This window comes from Streptomyces rectiverticillatus, assembly GCF_013394065.1.
Taxonomy (GTDB): Bacteria; Actinomycetota; Actinomycetes; order Streptomycetales; family Streptomycetaceae; genus Streptomyces; species Streptomyces rectiverticillatus.
Genome location: NZ_CP040752.1, coordinates 999,896 through 1,016,878 on the forward strand (window position 1 = coordinate 999,896; position 16,983 = coordinate 1,016,878).

Annotated in this window: 17 protein-coding genes; 9 read left to right on the plus strand and 8 right to left on the minus strand. The window is 74.3% G+C overall.

What is annotated here, in order from left to right; genetic code table 11:
• The first annotated feature begins 354 nt into the window (after positions 1-354).
• The 5 genes from bioD (at position 355) to FGW37_RS04010 (ending at position 5,535) form a co-directional block, all read left to right on the plus strand.
• Positions 355-1,071, plus strand: coding sequence for a dethiobiotin synthase (gene bioD, locus FGW37_RS03990; RefSeq protein ID WP_179079784.1), 717 nt, complete (start codon positions 355-357; stop codon positions 1,069-1,071).
• A gap of 147 nt (positions 1,072-1,218) precedes the next feature.
• Positions 1,219-1,929, plus strand: coding sequence for a class I SAM-dependent methyltransferase (locus tag FGW37_RS03995; protein ID WP_179079785.1), 711 nt, complete (start codon positions 1,219-1,221; stop codon positions 1,927-1,929).
• A gap of 310 nt (positions 1,930-2,239) precedes the next feature.
• Positions 2,240-3,586, plus strand: coding sequence for a hemolysin family protein (locus FGW37_RS04000; protein ID WP_179079786.1), 1,347 nt, complete (start codon positions 2,240-2,242; stop codon positions 3,584-3,586).
• Complete coding sequence (locus tag FGW37_RS04005; RefSeq protein ID WP_179079787.1) at positions 3,583-4,599, plus strand: hemolysin family protein; 1,017 nt, start codon at positions 3,583-3,585, stop codon at positions 4,597-4,599. The genes FGW37_RS04000 and FGW37_RS04005 overlap by 4 nt, the downstream gene beginning before the upstream one ends.
• Before the next feature lie 96 nt (positions 4,600-4,695).
• Positions 4,696-5,535: an SGNH/GDSL hydrolase family protein gene (locus tag FGW37_RS04010; RefSeq protein WP_179079788.1), complete on the plus strand. Its 840-nt coding sequence runs from the start codon at positions 4,696-4,698 to the stop codon at positions 5,533-5,535.
• Positions 5,536-5,562: 27 nt separating this feature from the next.
• Here FGW37_RS04010 and FGW37_RS04015 read toward each other — a convergent pair whose 3' ends face one another.
• Together FGW37_RS04015 and FGW37_RS04020 are read right to left on the minus strand one after the other, a co-directional pair.
• On the minus strand, positions 5,563-6,396 hold the full coding sequence (locus FGW37_RS04015; protein ID WP_179079789.1) for an ATP-grasp domain-containing protein: 834 nt from the start codon (positions 6,394-6,396) through the stop codon (positions 5,563-5,565).
• A gap of 124 nt (positions 6,397-6,520) precedes the next feature.
• A complete protein-coding gene (locus FGW37_RS04020) occupies positions 6,521-7,351 on the minus strand; it encodes an alpha/beta fold hydrolase (RefSeq protein ID WP_179079790.1) in 831 nt (276 codons plus the stop codon).
• Between the two features lie 130 nt (positions 7,352-7,481).
• Here FGW37_RS04020 and FGW37_RS04025 point away from each other — a divergent pair, with 130 nt between their 5' ends.
• Positions 7,482-8,414: an RNA polymerase sigma-70 factor gene (locus FGW37_RS04025; RefSeq protein ID WP_179079791.1), complete on the plus strand. Its 933-nt coding sequence runs from the start codon at positions 7,482-7,484 to the stop codon at positions 8,412-8,414.
• Between the two features lie 35 nt (positions 8,415-8,449).
• Here FGW37_RS04025 and FGW37_RS04030 read toward each other — a convergent pair whose 3' ends face one another.
• Positions 8,450-9,196, minus strand: coding sequence for an SDR family oxidoreductase (locus tag FGW37_RS04030; protein WP_179079792.1), 747 nt, complete (start codon positions 9,194-9,196; stop codon positions 8,450-8,452).
• Between the two features lie 204 nt (positions 9,197-9,400).
• Between FGW37_RS04030 and FGW37_RS04035 the strand changes: the two genes are divergently transcribed.
• A complete protein-coding gene (locus tag FGW37_RS04035) occupies positions 9,401-10,144 on the plus strand; it encodes a GntR family transcriptional regulator (RefSeq protein ID WP_179079793.1) in 744 nt (247 codons plus the stop codon).
• Positions 10,145-10,198: 54 nt separating this feature from the next.
• On the opposite strand, the gene FGW37_RS04040 is transcribed toward FGW37_RS04035, so the two are convergent.
• The 3 genes from FGW37_RS04040 to FGW37_RS04050 all read right to left on the minus strand — a co-directional run bounded on the left by FGW37_RS04040 (position 10,199) and on the right by FGW37_RS04050 (position 13,336).
• The gene (locus tag FGW37_RS04040; RefSeq protein ID WP_179079794.1) at positions 10,199-11,380 is read right to left on the minus strand and encodes an ROK family protein; all 1,182 of its coding nucleotides are present in this window, start codon (positions 11,378-11,380) and stop codon (positions 10,199-10,201) included.
• A gap of 84 nt (positions 11,381-11,464) precedes the next feature.
• Positions 11,465-12,115: a response regulator transcription factor gene (locus tag FGW37_RS04045; protein ID WP_179079795.1), complete on the minus strand. Its 651-nt coding sequence runs from the start codon at positions 12,113-12,115 to the stop codon at positions 11,465-11,467.
• Positions 12,116-12,124: 9 nt separating this feature from the next.
• Positions 12,125-13,336: a sensor histidine kinase gene (locus tag FGW37_RS04050; RefSeq protein WP_179079796.1), complete on the minus strand. Its 1,212-nt coding sequence runs from the start codon at positions 13,334-13,336 to the stop codon at positions 12,125-12,127.
• 107 nt (positions 13,337-13,443) lie between these two features.
• Here FGW37_RS04050 and FGW37_RS04055 point away from each other — a divergent pair, with 107 nt between their 5' ends.
• Positions 13,444-14,181 carry an ABC transporter ATP-binding protein gene (locus tag FGW37_RS04055; RefSeq protein ID WP_179079797.1) on the plus strand — a complete coding sequence of 246 codons (738 nt, stop codon included), beginning with the start codon at positions 13,444-13,446 and terminating at the stop codon, positions 14,179-14,181.
• Positions 14,178-14,924, plus strand: a complete 747-nt coding sequence (locus FGW37_RS04060) for an ABC transporter permease (RefSeq protein ID WP_179079798.1) — start codon at positions 14,178-14,180, stop codon at positions 14,922-14,924. Before FGW37_RS04055 ends, FGW37_RS04060 begins: the two co-directional genes overlap by 4 nt.
• 11 nt (positions 14,925-14,935) lie before the next feature.
• On the opposite strand, the gene mug is transcribed toward FGW37_RS04060, so the two are convergent.
• Both mug and purB read right to left on the minus strand, forming a co-directional pair.
• Positions 14,936-15,478 (minus strand): G/U mismatch-specific DNA glycosylase, encoded by a 543-nt coding sequence (gene mug, locus FGW37_RS04065; protein ID WP_179084494.1) that lies wholly within the window; start codon positions 15,476-15,478, stop codon positions 14,936-14,938.
• The gene (gene purB, locus FGW37_RS04070; RefSeq protein WP_106678857.1) at positions 15,475-16,908 is read right to left on the minus strand and encodes an adenylosuccinate lyase; all 1,434 of its coding nucleotides are present in this window, start codon (positions 16,906-16,908) and stop codon (positions 15,475-15,477) included. Before purB ends, mug begins: the two co-directional genes overlap by 4 nt.
• Positions 16,909-16,983: the final 75 nt, after the last annotated feature.

Below are 16,983 nucleotides of genomic sequence, written 5' to 3' on the forward strand. Positions count from 1 at the left end.
ACGGGGGGCTCACCGCCCCGGCCCCCGGCGGCAGGCGGCGAGGCCGTTCGGCACCGCCGAAGCGCACCGTCGTGGCCAAGCACCGCTGCGGCGGAAGAAAACGGCCGGTGTGGCCGGCCTGCCCGGCACCGCCGGACTCCGCCACGGGAGTTGATCACCGCCGCGGCGGACGGAACGCGGGGCGGCCGCCCCGGTCCCGGGCACAGCGGCCAGGCCGTTCGGCACCGCCGGACCGCGCCCTCGTGGTTGGGCCCGGGGCCCGCGCCGCCGCGGCGAGTGGCCACCGGAGTGGAGACCGGCGGTGCCCCGCCTGAGCAAGATGTCAGCGACCATGCAACGGAGGCACGAAACACCATGGCACTACTGGTCGTCACAGGTACCGGGACCGAGGTCGGGAAGACCGTGGTCACCGCGGCCGTCGCGGCGGCGGCGCGAGCCGCGAGCCGCTCCGTGGCCGTGCTCAAGCCCGCCCAGACCGGTGTCGCCCCCGGCGAGCCCGGTGACGTCGCCGAGGTGCGGCGGCTCGCGGGGAGCGGGGTGAGCGGGGAGGAGCTCGCCCGGTTCCCGGAGCCGCTCGCGCCGGGCACGGCCGCGGCCCGGGCCGGCCTGGCCCCCGTGCGCCCCCCGCAGATCGCGGCGGCGGCCTCGCGGCTCGCGGAGGGCCACGACCTGGTCCTGGTCGAGGGCGCCGGCGGCCTCCTCGTCCGCCTGGACGAGGAGGGCGCGACCCTCGCGGACGCGGCCCGGCTGCTGGACGCCCCGGTCCTGGTGGTCGCTCAGGCGGGCCTCGGCACGCTGAACGTCACCGAGCTCACCGCGGAGGCCCTGCGCGCGCGGGGCCTGCGCTGCGCAGGCATAGTGATCGGCAGCTGGCCGGCCGCCCCGGACCTGGCGATGCGCTGCAACCTCGCCGATCTGCCGGAGGCGGCCGGCGCCCCGCTGCTGGGCGCCGTCCCGGAGCGCGCGAGCTCCCTCGCACCGGAGGCGTTCCGCGCGGCGGCCCCAAGCTGGCTGGCGCCGGAGCTGTCCGGCACCTGGGACGCGGCCGGCTTCACGGCGACTCACCGCTGACCCCGACCCCGCCCTCCCCGGCCGCCCCACACACCCCTCCCGCCCCAACTGCCGCGACGGCAGCGGACATTGCGGCGCGCCGACGGTGCGGGCCCGTCCGGCCGGGGAACAATCGCGGTAGCTGTCGTCCCCGGAAAGGGGTGTGCCATGCCGCCGCTTCGGAGCACCAGGTTGCCGCACGACGCCGTGCACCATCCTGTCTTCGCGCGCTTCTACGCCAAGGTGAGCCCGATCATCGACGAGCGGGCGGGGATCGGGGAGCACCGGCGCGAGCTGCTGGCCGGCCTGTCGGGGCGGGTGATCGAGATCGGCGCGGGCAACGGCCTGAACTTCCCGTACTACCCGCCGACGGTCTCGGAGGTCGTGGCGATCGAGCCCGAGCGCGGGCTGCGCAGGATCGCGCTGGAGGCGGCGGTCCGGGCGGGCGTCCCGGTGGACGTGGTGCCGGGCGCGGCCGAGGCGCTGCCGGTGAAGAGCGAGGCGTTCGACGCGGCGGTGACCTCGCTGGTGCTGTGCTCCGTACGGGATGTGCGGCGTGCGCTGGCGGAGCTGCGGCGGGTCCTCCGGCCGGGCGGTGAGCTGCGGTTCTTCGAGCACGGGCGGGCGGAGGGCCTGGCGCTCGCGGCCACCCAGCGGGCGCTGGACCGCACGGTCTGGCCGGTGCTGTTCGGCGGGTGCCACACGGCGCGGGATCCGCTGGCGGCGATCGAGGCGGCGGGGTTCGAGCTGGGGGCGTTCAGCCGGCTGCGGGTGCCGCAGAGCCGGGTGCCGACCCCCGCCTCCCCGTGCGTGCTGGGGGTGGCCAGACGGCCGGCGGCCCCGCCGGAGACGGCCGGCGCGGTCGACGGGCACGCGTGAGCCCGCTCACGGAAGGATCCCTCCGACACCGAAACCACGTGAATCGGGGCGACGACCGGCGATGACCGCGCCGCCGCCCGCGGCGTTCGCACCAGTGATCGAGGAACTCCGGTAGGGCGTACACTCCCTCGATTACCCCGGAGCTCCGTCCGGATCATTGCTTTGCCCATCCTTTACCATGGATGGGCAAAGGCCCCGTTCAACGTGAAAGGTGTGAGCGTCCGCCCATGGGCGAGCCTCCCAGTAGTCCCCGCAGTCGACATCGCGCGGTCCCCGCCCCTTCGTCCGACCATGGGACGGAGGTGAACCGATGACCGAGGTAGTCCTGCTGGTGGTCGCCCTGCTCCTGACGCTGGCCTGTGCCGTCTTCGTCGCGGCGGAGTTCTCGCTGACGACCGTCGAGCGCGCCGACCTCGAGCGCGCCGCCGAGAAGGGCGAGCGCGGCGCGGCCGGCGCCGTCGAGGCCGTGCGCAGCCTCACCTTCCAGCTCTCCGGCGCCCAGCTCGGCATCACCGTGACCGGCCTGATCATCGGCATGATCTCCAAGCCGTCCATCGCGGCGCTGCTCACGGGCCCGATGAAGGCCGTGGGCCTCGGCGCCGCCGCCTCCTCGACCGCCCTGGTGCTGGCCACGGTGCTGTCCACCGTCGTGCTGATGGTGGTCGGCGAGCTGGTCCCGAAGAACTGGGCGATCTCGCGCCCGCTGCCGGTGGCGAAGCGGGTCGCGGGCCTGCAGCGCGCGTTCTCCGCCGCCTTCCGCCCGCTGATCCGGCACCTGAACAACACCGCCAACCGCACCCTGCACCGCATGGGCCTGGAGCCCGCCGAGGAGCTGGCCTCCGCGCGCGGCCCGCAGGAGCTCGCCGCGCTCGCCCGGCACTCCGCCAAGGAGGGCGCCCTGGAGGCGGACACCGCCGAGCTGTTCGTGCGGACCCTGAACCTCGCCGGGCTGACGGCGGAGAACGTGATGACGCCCCGCGTCCAGGTCACCGCCCTCGACGCCCAGGCCAACGCCGAGGACGTCGCGAACGCGACCCGCGCGACCGGCCTGTCCCGCTTCCCCGTCTACCGCGGAAGCCTGGACACCGTCATCGGCGTCGCGCACATCAAGGACGTGCTGGCCATACCCGCCGACCGCCGCCCCCGCCACCCCGTCACCTCGATCCTGCGCGAGCCGCTGCTCGTGCCGGAGTCGCTGACCGTGGACCGGCTCCTGGACCGGCTGTCCGGCAAGCGCACCATGGCCGTCGTCATCGACGAGTACGGCGGCACCGCCGGCGTCGTCACCCTGGAGGACATCGTGGAGGAGGTCGTCGGCGAGGTCCGCGACGAGCACGACCCCCACGAGGTGCCCGACATCGCCCCCGCCGGCACGGACGCCGGCGGCCGGCCGCTGTACGACGCGGACGGCGCGGCGCGCACCGACCAGCTGGAGATCATCGGGCTGCGGGCGCCGGACGGCCCCTACGAGACGCTGGCCGGCCTCGTGGCCACCGAGCTCGGCCGCATCCCCCTGCGGGGCGACATCGTGGAGGTCGCGGGCTGGCGCATCGACGTCGCCGACGCGACCGGCCACCGCGCGGCCCGCGTGCGCCTGACCGGTCCGCCCGCGGACGCCGGCAGCGGCGCCCAGGTGCACGAGGAGGCCGGCCGATGACCTTCGTACAGCTGCTCATCGGCCTGGCGACGCTCGTCGTCAACGCCTTCTTCGTGGGCGCGGAGTTCGCCCTCATCTCGGTGCGCCGCAGCCAGATCGAGCCGTACGCCGACCGGGGCGACCGGCGCGCCCGCAGCGTCCTGTGGGGCCTGCGGCACATCTCGGCGCTGATGGCCGCGGCCCAGCTCGGCATCACGCTGTGCACGCTGGTCCTGGGTGTCGTCGCCGAGCCCGCGATCGCACACCTGCTGGAGCCGGTCTTCGACATGCTCGGCGTGCCGCACGGCCTGGTCCACCCCGTGTCGTTCGTCATCGCGCTGGCCGTGGCGACGTACCTGCACATGCTGTTCGGCGAGATGGTGCCCAAGAACATCGCGCTCGCCGAGCCGGTGCGCAGCGCCCTGCTGCTCGGCCCGCCGCTGGTCACCCTGGCGCGGGCGCTGCGCCCGTTCGTCTTCACCATCAACGCCTTCGCCAACGGCCTGCTGAAGCTGCTGCGGGTGGAGCCGAAAAACGAGGTGGCGGCGACGTACTCGGACGACCAGCTGGCGCGGATCGTCGCCGACTCCAGCGCGGCCGGCCTGCTCGACATCCGGGCCACCGAACGGCTGCGGGACGCCCTGGTGCTGGGCAAGCGCCCGGTGAAGGACGTGGTCACGCCCGTCGAGCGGGTGGTCTCCGCGCCGCTCGGCATCACCCCCGAGGGGCTGGAGCAGCTGTCGGCCGAGTCCGGCTTCTCCCGGTTCCCGGTGGTGGACGCCGCCGGCCGGATCCTGGGTTACCTGCACGTCAAGGATGCGCTGGACGCCCGGCCGCGGGACTTCCCGTTCCCGCTGCAGCGCATGCGCCGGATCGCGACGGTGCGCGCGACGACGCCGCTGGACGACGTCATCACGACGATGCGCGGCACCGGCACCCACCTCGCGGCGGTGATCGGCGAGGACGGCCGGCTGGCCGGACTGGTCACGCTGGAGGACCTCCTGCGCGAGCTGGTGGGCCGCCCGGCGCAGTGACGCGCCCGGCCGCCCCGGCCCCGTCGCCCCGCTCCGTCCGGCAGTGCCCGGCCGGGGCGGGGCGGCCCGCGGCGGAGGAGTAGGATCGCCCGCGCCATGCAGATGAATGTCACGTACACCAGCTTTGTCGCGGTCGGGGACTCCTTCACCGAGGGCATGTCCGACGGGCTGCCGGACGGCTCCTACCGCGGCTGGGCCGACCTGCTCGCCGCGCGCCTGGCCGCCCGCACCCCCGGCTTCCGCTACGCCAACCTCGCCGTGCGCGGCAAGCTCATCGGCCAGATCGCCGACGAGCAGTCCGCGCCGGCCGCCGCGCTGGGCGCGGACCTGGTCACCCTGGTCGGCGGTCTCAATGACGTGCTGCGGCCCAAGTGCGACGTGGACGTGGTGTGCGCGCGGCTGGCGGAGGCGGCGGACCGGCTGGCGCCCACCTGCAAGCAGCTGGTGCTGATGCGCAGCCCGGGCCGGCGCGGCCCGGTCCTGGAGCGGTTCCGCCCCCGCATGGAGCAGCTGTTCTCCTTCATCGACGAGCTGGCCGAGCGGCACGGCGCGCTGGTCGTGGACCTCTTCGGCGCCGGCGTGCTGGGCGATGCGCGGCTGTGGGCCGACGACCGCCTGCATCTGAACGCCGAGGGCCACCGGCGGGTGGCCGAGGCCGTGTGGCAGGCGCTCGGCCACGAGGCCGAGTCCGACTGGCGCGAAGCGCTGCCGCCGACCGTGCGCCCGGGCTGGGCGTCCCGGCGCGCCGCCGACGCGCGCTTCACCCGCGAGCACCTCGTGCCGTGGATCGGCCGGCGCCTGACGGGCCGCTCGTCCGGGGACGGGCGGACGGGCGCGCACTTCAGCACCGAGCTGGGCAGGGCCTTCTGGGTGACGCCGCCGGCGGACGGGGCGGGGCCCGGCGAAGTGGCGGCCTGGCTGCGGGCCGAGAGCTGAATTCTGCCTTCCTCGGCCGCCCCCGGTCTACGAGGCGCCGCCGAGCAGCCGGCGCAGCGAGGCCTTGAGCGCGTCGACGAAGGCCTCGCGCGTCTGCGGGGCCACGAGGTCGAGGGACAGATAGGGGTTGAGGTCCTCCAGCTCGACCAGCAGGAGCTCGCCCTCCGGGGTGCGGCAGGCGTCCACGCGCTGGATGCCGTGCTCGATGCCGTTCCAGTCGATGAAGCGCTGCGCGAAGGCCAGGTCCCCGGCGGTGGGCTCGTACGGTTCGAGGACCCAGCGCCGGGCGGGGTCGGGTGCGTGGAGGGCGTACTGGAAGGCGTCGTCGACGAAGTAGAACGAGACCTCGTAGCGGAAGTGGATGCGGGGCTGGACGAGGACGCCGTCGTAGTCGACGTCCGCGAGCTCCTCGCGCGGGACGAAGCGCAGGCCTATGGAGTCGGCGCCGAGCTTGGGCTTGACCACGTACTCGGCCACGTCGGGCAGGCGGCCGGCGTCCTCGGCGCGGTCGGCGGTCGGGATGACGGGGTAGCCTGCCGCGCTGAGGTCCGGCAGGTACTGCTTGCCGGCCATGTCGGCCCTGCCCGTGAGCTGGTTGTAGACGAGCACGCCGTCCTTCTGCGCCTGCCGGGCGAAGTCGTCGTACGCCTCCTGGTAGTGCAGCACCGGCCCGCTGTTGCGCACCACGACCGCGTCGAAGCCGTCCATCAGCGCGGCGGCGTCGAGCGGGTGGCACAGCGCCACGTCGAAGTCCTCGCGCAGCCGGGAGGACAGGAAGATGTCCTCGTCGCAGTATCTGCGCCCCTTCGCCGGATAGGCGAGGTCGGTGACGTAGAGGACGCGGGGCCGGACGGACGACATGGGGCTCTCCTGATGCATTGACTGCCCACGGGCGGTCCACCCGATGATATCCGTGCAGGTCAGAGAGGGATCACCCTGGCCCCGTGCGCCCCGGGGCCCGGCAGGCTCCCGGGGCGGGGTCCGTTCACCGCGTGGCGTCCAGGATGACTCTGGCCACCAGGGCCGGGTCGTCGTTCATGGGCACGTGTCCGCAGCCGGGCAGCCGTACCAGCCGGGCCTCGGGGATGACCTTCTTGGCCCGGACGCCCTGACGCCGCAGCAGCAGCCGGTCGCGCGTGCCCCAGGCGATCGTGACGGGGACGTCCGCGATGTCGTGCGTGAACAGGATGCTGCGGCCGGCCTCCAGGGTGGGGGCGAAGCCGGTGCATTCGCGCAGCGCGCGCGTCTCGGCCATCACCGCGTCCGGCGAACGGCGGCCGGGGCGGGCGTAGATGCTGCCGGCCAGCGCCGCGCGGCCGGCGGCCGTGCGGGCCAGCCGGGCGACGGCCTGCGGGGGCAGCGAGTCGGCGCCGCGCTTCATCCCGCGCAGCACGCCGAAGGCGTAGCGGCGCTCGCCCCCGGTCCAGAAGCCGGCGGGGGAGATCGCCGTCGTGGAGCGCACGAGCTTCTCGTGCGCGAGCTGCAGGGCCAGCAGCCCGCCGAGCGAGTTGCCCACCACGTGCGGCCGGTCGAGGTCCAGCGCCTCGAAGAGCGACCCGAGGACGGGGACCACGCCGCGCAGGTCGTAGGCCACGCCGTCCGGCAGGGCCGGGGAGTTGCCGAAGCCGGGCAGGTCGACGGCTATGACGTCGCGCTCCGCGGCGAGGATGCCGGCGACCGGGTCCCACGCCTGCAGGTGGTGGCCGATGCCGTGCAGGAGCACCAGTGGCTCCCCGCCGCCGAGCCGTTCGTAGGACACCTGCGCCGTCCGCCGTCCGGCGGGGGTGTCGATGGGGAAGACGACCGTGTCGGCCATGGGTGGCTCCTCGTCATCCTGGGGTGCCGGTGAGGTATTGAGACAGGATGTCAGTAAGAGTTACCGCAGGGTAGACCCTGTGCGAGTCCCGTGCGAGTCCTGTACGAGGGTGCTCCGAGAGCGAGTTCACATGGACAAGCCCCACCGGGTCCGCTGGGATGGAGCGGTGACCGCACCCGACGCCGTATCCGACGCCGCACTCGGCGCCTTCGAGGAGCACCGCTCCGTCCTGACCGGCGTCGCCTACCGGATGCTCGGCCGCGTCGCCGATGCCGAGGACGTCGTCCAGGAGGCCTGGCTGCGCTGGTCCGGCGCCGCCCGCGAGGACGTGCGCGACCCCCGCGGATACCTCGTGCGGGTCACCACCCGTCTGGCGATCGACCGGCTGCGCCGGGTGCAGGCGCGGCGCGAGGCGTACGTCGGCCCCTGGCTGCCCGAGCCGATCGCCACCGACTACGGCCCGGCCGTCCCCGACACCGCCGAGCAGGCGGTCCTGGCGGACTCCGTCTCCCTGGCCGTGCTCGTGGTCCTGGAGTCGCTCTCCCCGCTGGAGCGCGCGGTCTTCGTGCTGCGGGAGGCCTTCGGCTTCCCCTTCGGCGAGATCGCCGTGACGCTCGACCGCTCGGAGGCGTCCGTGCGCCAGCTCGCCTCCCGTGCCCGCCGCCATGTCGACGAGCGCAGGCCGCGCTTCACCGTGGACCCGGCCGAGCAGCGCGACCTCACCGAGAGGTTCCTCGCGGCGGCCACGGGCGGCAGCATCGGGAACCTGCTGGAGCTGCTCGCGCCCGACGTGCGGCTCGTCGGCGACAGCGGCGGCAAGTCCAAGGCGCCGCTGCGCGTCATCGAGACCGCGGACAAGGTCGGCCGTTTCCTGTACGCGGTGGCGCAGCAGCCCCTGCCGGGGATGGAGGCCCGCTTCATGGAGTTCAACGGCCGTCCGGGCCTCCTCGTCCTGTCCGGGGGACGTGCGGACACCGCCTTGAGCCTGGAGGTGGCGGACGGCCGGATCACGACGGTCTACCTGGTGCGCAACCCCGACAAGCTCGGCGGCCTGGCGGGATAGCCGGTACGGCCGGCCGCCTGCGGACCGCCGGTCGCCTACAGTCCGCCGGCCACCCGCAGGACCGCTCCGGTGGTGTACGAGGCGTCCGGCGAGAGCAGCCACGCCACCGCCGCCGCGACCTCGTCGGGCTCACCGGGGCGGCCCATCGGCACCCGGCCGGGGTTGCGCCACGGCCGCTCCGGGTCACCCATCGCCGCGTGGATGCCGGTGACGATCATCCCGGGCTGTACGGAGTTGACGCGGATACCCTCCTCGGCGAGCTCCTTGGACAGGCCGACGGTCATCGCGTCCACGGCGGCCTTGCTCGCCGCGTAGTGCACGTACTCCCCCGGGCTGCCGAGGGTGGCCGCGCCCGAGGAGATGTTCACGATCGCGCCGCCCCGGCCGCCGTGGCGGGTGGACAACTCCAGGGCGGCCCTGCGGGCGCAGATCAGAGCGCCCGTCACGTTCACGTCGACGACCCGCCGCATCCGTTCCACGGGCGTCTCGGTGAACCGGCCGAGCAGACCGGTGAGACCCGCGTTGTTCACCAGCCCGGTGACCGGGCCCAGTTCCGCCCGCACCGTGTCGAAGAGGGCGTCCACCGCGCTCTCCACACTGGTGTCGGCCTGCACGGCCACGCATCCGACGCCTTCGGCGCGTACCGCCCGGGCCGTCTCCTCAGCGGCGTCGGCCGCCCGTTCGTAGCCGATGCCCACGCTGTGGCCGGCGCGCGCCAGCCGCAGCGCGACCGCCGCGCCGATCCCCCGGCCGCCTCCCGTGACCACCGTGACCTGCTCCATCGCCCCTCCGCTCGCTCGCCCGGGCCCGTACGCACGTGCGCCGGGCCCATGGGCGACGACCGTAACCGAAGGGCTCGAAGGGATCGCGTACCGGGCCGTTAATCGGGGCATTGGTCTTGACCAAGTCCGGGCACCGTCCTATGGTCGCCATACTGCAACAACCTTTAATAAAGAAGCGCGCAAAATGCTTTGCGGAGGATCAGGGTGGGGACCACGCAGCTCGAAACGGTGCCGGAGCCTAAGTACTGGCACCTGAAGACCGTGCTCAGCGAGGCGCTCGACTCCGAGTTCGCGGTGGGTGAGATCCTGCCGAACGAGCGGGAGCTCGCCGCCCGGTTCGGCGTCGCACGGGCCACGCTCCGGCAGGCGCTGGAACAACTGGAGCTCGAAGGGCGGCTGCAGCGCCGCCGCGGCGTCGGCACCACCGTCGCCCCGCCCCGCGTGGGCGTGGCCGTCGGTGAGGCCGGGGACGCCTGGCCGGGCACCGCCACCGATTCCTGGCAGGCCGTCGACTGTCAGGAGGCGGCCCCGCCCGCGGCGGTCGCCCGGCTGCTCGGTACGCCCGCCGACCAGGCGGTGCACACCGTGCGCCGGATCCGCCGGACGCACGGTCAGCCCGTGGCCGCCGAGCTGCTGTACGTGCCGGGGCCCTCCGTTCCCGGCCTCGCCGCGATCGACACCGCGCCGGGCGCCGCCCGCGCCCGCACCGTCCTGCGCGAGCTGCAGCGCCTCGGCCTGGAGGGCCAGGACCGCGCGGTCGAGCTGGGGTCGGCCCGCGCCGAGGACGCCAAGCAGCTCGACCGGCTGCCCGGCGCGCCCGTCCTCCTCGTCACCACGCGCTACTTCGCCGAGGGCGCCACGGCGGCCGTGGCCGTCGCCACCTACCGCGCGGACACCTGCCGGCTCACGTTCGGCGAGGCCGGAGTGCAGCTCCTGGCCGCGGGCTGAAGCAGCGGACCGAGCGGGGTGTCCCCACCGCCCCGCTCACTCTCCCCCGCAGGCTCACCGGCGTGCGGTGACCGTGCTCTCCACCGCGAACAGCTGCTTCTCCACATGGTCGAGGGCCAGGCGCAGTGCGCCCGTGGCGACCGCGGCCTCGCCCAGCATCGACTGCACCACCTGCGGCGGCCGGAGGCAGTAGCGGGCCAGCTCCCTCCGCAGCGGCTCCAGCACTCCGCTGAGCCCCGCCGCCCAGCCGCCGACGACGACCAGCTCCGGATCCAGGGCCAGCACCAGAGCTGCCACGTCGTGCACGAGTCTGCGCATGAAGCGCTCCACGGCCGCCGCTGCCTGCTCGTCGCCCTCGCGCGCCAGCGCGAAGACCCGTGCCACCTGCGCCTCGTCCAGCGGGTGCAGCGGCTCCCCCGTCGTGGACAGCACCTCTTCCGGGGTAGCCTCCCGGCCGAGCAGGTGCAGGGCGCCGATCTCGCCGGCCGCGCCCCCGAAGCCGCGGTGCAGCCGCCCGCCGATCAGTGAGCCGGCTCCCGGGCTGAGCCCGGCCAGGACGAAGACGACGTCGTCCGACCCCGTGGCGGCGCCCTTCCAGTGCTCGGCCACCGCGGCCGCGTTCGCGTCGTTCTCCACGAGGACCGGGCACCGGAACGAGCGGCGCAGCCGCTCCCCGAGCGGCAGGCCGGTCCAGCCCGGCAGCGCCGTGCCCAGCCGGACGGTGCCGTCGGCCTCCACGATGCCCGGGCTGGCCACACCGACGGCCCGCAGCCCGCTGCGCGGCACTCCGGAGCGCGCGAGCAGATCGGCGACCGCGTCCCGTACCCGGTCCAGCCGTTCGTCCGCCGGGGCGGTCTCCGGCACGTCCAGGGACGCCGAGCCCATGACCCGGCCGCTCAGATCGGCCATCAGGGCGGCGATCCGGTGCGGCCCGATCTCGATGCCCAGCAGGTGACCGGCCTCCACCCGGAAGCGGAAGCGGCGCGCGGGGCGGCCCTGGCGGCGCGCCTCGCCCTCCCCGGCGGGCGCCTCCACCACCAGGCCGGACTCCATCAGGCCCTCGATCACGCCCTCCACGGTCGGCCGGGACAGGCCGGTGACCTTGACCAGGTCCGTGAGGGTGGGCGCGGTGGACAGCGGGGACGCGGGAGAGACGGCCGTGCGGAGCGCGTGCAGGACCACGGCCGAGTTGATCCGCCGCAGCAGGGACGGGTCCCCGCCGGTGAGCCGCCCCAACGTTGCCGCCTCCTCGCTTTTGCGCATCCTTTGCTTACTGGCCGGATCGTATCGGGTGCGGTGACCGGCGGCGAGCCTCGGGACTCACCCGGGCGTGACGAACCCCGACTCGTACGCGGCGATCACCGCCTGGGTGCGGTCCCGCGCCCCCAGCTTCGCCAGCACCGCGCTGACATGCGTCTTCACCGTCTCGGAGCCGAGCAGCAGGGTGGCCGCGATCTCCGCGTTGGACAGGCCGCGGGCCATCTGGCGCAGCACCTCCGCCTCACGGGCCGTCAGGGCCGCCTTCTCCATCGCCGCCCGGGCCCGCTCGTTGCCCCGGCCCGCCGCGATCGCGCGCAGCACGGCCGGGAACAGCAGCGAGTCGCCGGCCGCGACCGTGCGGACCGCCTGCACGATCTCGGCGGGCGCGGCGCGCTTGAGGAGGAACCCGTCGGCGCCCGCGCGCAGCGCGTCGTAGACGTACTCGTCGTTCTCGAAGGTGGTCACGACCATGATCTTCGGCGGCGGCTGCACCGTGCGCAGGACGGCCCGCGTCGCCTCGATGCCGTCCAGCAGCGGCATCCGTACGTCCATCGCGACGACGTCCGGCCGCAGCTGACGCACCATCGGCACCACGGCCGCCCCGTCGGCGGCCTCGCCCATCACCTCGATGTCGGGCTGCGCTTCGAGGATGGCGCGCAGGCCCGCGCGGACGAGCGGCTCGTCGTCGACCAGCAGAACAGTTATCGGCACCGGTTCACCCTAGGCGCTCAGCGGGAGGACGGCCCGCACCCGCCAGGCGCCCTCGTGCACGCCGGTCTCGGCGTGGCCGCCGAGCAGGGCGGCGCGCTCGCGGATGCCCCGCAGGCCGCTGCCCGTGCCGCTGACGGTGCTGCCCGCGGAAGCAGGGAGGGGGTTGCTGATGTCCAGCTCCAGGACGTCCGCGCGGACCGCTATGCGCAGCGACACCGGCATGGGGCCCGCGTGCCGCACCACATTGGTGAGCGCCTCCTGGGCGATGCGGTAGCCCTCGCGCGAGACCGGGCCGGGCAGGGCCTCCAGGGCGCCGCTGACCTCGGCGGTGACCTCGGTTCCGGAGCCCCGGGCGGCGGTGAGCAGCCGCTGGAGGTCGGTCAGGGCCGGGCGTCCCGCCGCCGGTCCGGACGCGTCCTCGCGCAGGACCTTGAGGACGCGCTCCAGGTCCTCCAGCGCGTGCCGGCCCGTCTCCTCGATGGCTGCCAGCGCCTTGTCGGTGAAGTCAGGCGAGCCCGCGGCGCGCGCCGCGCCCGCCTGGAGCACGGCGACCGTGAGCGCGTGTCCCACGGAGTCGTGCAACTCGCGGGCGAGCCGGTTGTGTTCCAGCAGGCGTTCCGTGCGCTCCTCCAGCGCGGCCAGGCGCTGGGCCGCCGAGGGGCCGAGGAGCGCCCGCGCGGCCCGTGCCAGCACCTCGCCCGCGACGACGACGAAGGCCAGGAGCAGCACCAGGGCCGCCAGGGCCACGAGCGCGTACCACCAGTGGCCGCCCCGGGGCTTCCACAGGGACAGCACGCTCTCCGGCCGCCCGCCGCACGCGGCGCTGATGAGGTTGACCGCGAGCGTCGGCGTGTGCACCGAGAAGAAGGCCGTCAGCGTGCCCAGTTCGTAGCGCAGGACCAGCCACAGCACCGTGCGCCGGCGATCGCTCCACGAAGCCGAGGGCGCGGGCGTGAAGTCCGGCTCCCGGCCGTCCCGGCGGGCCGGATAGAGCAGCAGCTGCGCCTGCATCCCCTCCGAGAGCCGCACCCTCGGGACCGTGCCGGCCGCCATCAGCAGCGGCAGCGGCGCCACGAGCAGCCAGGCGCCCGCGAGCGTGTCCATGTTGGCGAGCCCGGGGACCACGAAGGCGAACACCGTGGCGATGACCATCGCCATCACCAGGTGCAGCCAGCGGGTGTACGTGACCGCGCGGGTCACGGGGCGCAGCGGAGCGATCATGGCGTCATCCTCCCAAGGCCGCCCGGACGGCGGCCTCCCCCGCGTGGGGGAGCCGGTCCCCACGCAAGGGGGAAGTGCCGCCTCCGGCCGGACGCGAGCCTTGGGGCATGACCTCGATAGAGATCCGTGAACTCACCAAGCGGTACGGCCCGGTGTGCGCCCTGGACGGGCTCACCGTGACCGTCCGGCCGGGCCGGGTGACCGGCTTCCTGGGCCCCAACGGCGCCGGGAAGTCCACCACGATGCGCATGATCCTCGGCCTGGACCGGCCCACGTCGGGCGCGGCCCTGGTGGGCGGCCGCCCGTACGCTTCGTTCGCCGAGCCGCTGCGGCACGTCGGCGCGCTGCTGGACGCCTCGGCCGCCCACCCCGGCCGGACCGCACACGACCACCTGCTCACCCTCGCCCTCGCCAACCGCATCTCCGCCCGCCGCGTCGGCGAGGTGCTGGAGGAGACGGGCCTGGCGTCCGCGGCGCGCCGCCGCGTGCGGACCTTCTCCCTGGGGATGCGGCAGCGCCTCGGGCTGGCCGCGGCGCTCCTCGGCGACCCGCCCGTGCTCCTGCTCGACGAGCCCGCCAACGGCCTCGACCCCGAGGGCATCCTCCAGCTGCGCCGGCTGACGCGCCGCCTGGCGGAAGAGGGGCGGACCGTCCTGATCTCCAGCCACCTCATGAGCGAGATGGCGCAGACCGCCGACCACCTCGTCGTGCTCGGCCGGGGCCGGCTGCTCGCGGACGCGTCCCTGAGCGACTTCGTCGGCGGCAGAGCCTCCCTGGAGGAGGCCTACTTCGCCCTGACCGACGGCTCCGCCGAATTCACCCACCAGGAAGGCACGTCCTCATGAACGCCCTCGCCCCCGTCCTCCGCTCCGAGTGGGCCAAGATCCGTTCCGTGCGGGCCCTGCTCGTCGCCCTGTCGGCCGCCTTCGTCGCCTCCGTCGGGGTCACCGTGCTGGTGCACGCGATGGTCGGCAGGGCCGAGGCCGACGAGGCGGACTTCGAAGCGGTGTACAGCTCGTACTTCGGCCTGAACTTCGGGCACATCGCCGCCGTCTGCTTCGGTGTGATGGCGGTGGCCGAGGAGTACGCGGGCGGCGGGATCCGCCTCTCGCTCGCCGCCGTCCCGCGCCGCGGTGTGTTCTGGGCGGGCAAGCTGCTCGTCCTGGGCGCCGCCGCCCTGCCGGTGGGGCTGGCGACCGGCTTCGGCTGCTTCCTCGGCGCGCAGGTGCTGCTGGGCGAGTACGGCGTGGGGCTGGGGGCGCCCGGCGCGCTCCGGTCGGCGGCCGGCTGCGGCGTCTACCTCGCGCTGCTCACGGTGTTCTCGGCGGGGGTGGCCGCGGTGGTCCGCAGCCAGGTCGGGGCGCTGTCCGTGCTCACGCCCGTGGTGTTCCTGATCTCGCCGGTCTTCGCGGGGGTCTCCGGCATCGGGAAGGTGGTGGCCTTCCTGCCGGACCGGGCGGGACAGCAGATCCTGCACCCGGTCCCCGAGGGCCCGCTCGGGGCCTGGGCGGGGATGGGCGTGATGGCCCTGTGGACGGCGCTCGCGGCCGCGGCGGGCTGGTGGTCCCTGCACCGCCGCGACGCGTGACCGAACCGTGCTCAGGCTTCTCCGCCGGCCGCCGCCCGCAGCCGCGCGTACTCCTCGGCCATCTTCGGCAGGGGCCAGTGGGCGTTGAGGCCGCTGGGGTTGGGCAGGGCCCAGATGCGGGTGGTGCCTATCGTCCGCTCCTGCGGGCCGATCTTCGCGTGCTTGTCGCCGAACGCGACGCGGTAGGCGGTCACCCCGACGACCGCCAGCCAGCGCGGCTTGAGCAGCTCCACCTTCCCGGTCAGGATGCGGCCGCCCTCGACGTACTCCGCGGTGCTCAGCTCATCCGCGCGCGCCGAGGCCCGGGCGACGACGTTGGTGATGCCGAGCCCGTAGCCGAGGAGTTCCTCCTGCTCGGCGGGGCGCAGCTGCCGCGGCGTGAAGCCCGAGGCGTGCAGGACCGGCCAGAAGCGGTTGCCCGGGCGGGCGAAGTGGTGGCCGGTGGCGGCCGACATCAGGCCCGGGTTGATGCCGCAGAAGAGAACGCGGAGGCCTTCCGCGACCACGTCGGGAACGAGGCGGTCGCGGGCGGCCTCCGACTCGGCCGGTGTCAGAGGATCGCCCCCGGCGCGTACGCCGCGGCCTCCGGGTGGCGCTTGGCGATCTCCTCGATGCGGGAGACCACCAGGGCGGCCTGGTCGGCCGCGGCGCCGGTGAAGGACAGCTTGTCAGCCATCAGGGCGTCCAGGCCGGCCCGGTCCAGGGGGATGCGCTCGTCGGCGGCGAGCTTGTCGAGGAGCTCGTTGCGCTCGGCGCCCTGCTCGCGCATGGCCAGGGCGGAGGCCACCGCGTGCTCCTTGATCGCCTCGTGCGCGACCTCGCGGCCGACCCCGGCGCGCACGGCCGCCATGAGGACCTTGGTGGTGGCCAGGAACGGCAGGTAGCGGTCCAGCTCGCGGGCGACGACCGCGGGGAAGGCGCCGAACTCGTCGAGGACCGTCAGGAAGGTCTCCATCAGGCCGTCGAGCGCGAAGAACGCGTCCGGCAGGGCCACGCGGCGCACCACGGAGCAGGAGACGTCGCCCTCGTTCCACTGGTCGCCCGCGAGCTCGCCGGCCATGGAGGCGTAGCCGCGCAGGATGACCATGAGGCCGTTGACGCGCTCGCAGGAGCGGGTGTTCATCTTGTGCGGCATCGCGGACGAGCCGACCTGGCCGGGCTTGAAGCCCTCGGTGACCAGCTCGTGCCCGGCCATCAGCCGGATGGTCTTGGCGAGCGAGGACGGCGCGGCGGCCAGCTGCACCAGGGAGGTCACGACCTCGTAGTCCAGGGAGCGCGGGTAGACCTGGCCGACGGAGGTGAATGCCTGCGCGAAGCCGAGGTGGTGGGCGATGCGCCGCTCCAGCTCGTCCAGCTTGGCGGCGTCCCCGCCGAGCAGGTCGAGCATGTCCTGGGCGGTGCCGACGGGGCCCTTGATGCCGCGCAGCGGATAGCGGCCGAGCAGCTCCTCCAGGCGCGCGAAGGCGACGAGCAGCTCGTCGGCGCCGGTCGCGAAGCGCTTGCCGAGGGTGGTGGCCTGGGCGGCGACGTTGTGCGAGCGGCCGGCCATGACCAGCTCGGCGTTCTCCGCGGCCAGCTTTCCGAGGCGGGCGAGGACGGCCACGGACCGGTCCCGGACGAGCTCCAGGGACAGCCGGATCTGCAGCTGCTCGACGTTCTCGGTGAGGTCGCGGGACGTCATGCCCTTGTGGATGTGCTCGTGGCCGGCGAGGGCGTTGAACTCCTCGATGCGGGCCTTGACGTCGTGCCGGGTGACCTTCTCGCGCTCGGCGATGGAGGCGAGGTCGACCTGGTCGAGCACCCGCTCGTAGTCGGCGAGGGCGGCGTCCGGCACCTCGATCCCCAGGTCCTTCTGCGCGCGCAGCACGGCGAGCCACAGCCGCCGCTCCAGCGTCACCTTGTACTCGGGGGACCACAGGACGGCCAGCTCGGCGGAGGCGTAGCGGCCGGCCAGGACATTGGGGATGCGGGGCTTCACAGACACGCTGCCGAGTCTACTGTCGGTTGCTGCAGACTCCGGCACGGGGCTCGTTCGTAGCTTGCTACGAGAACGCCTCCG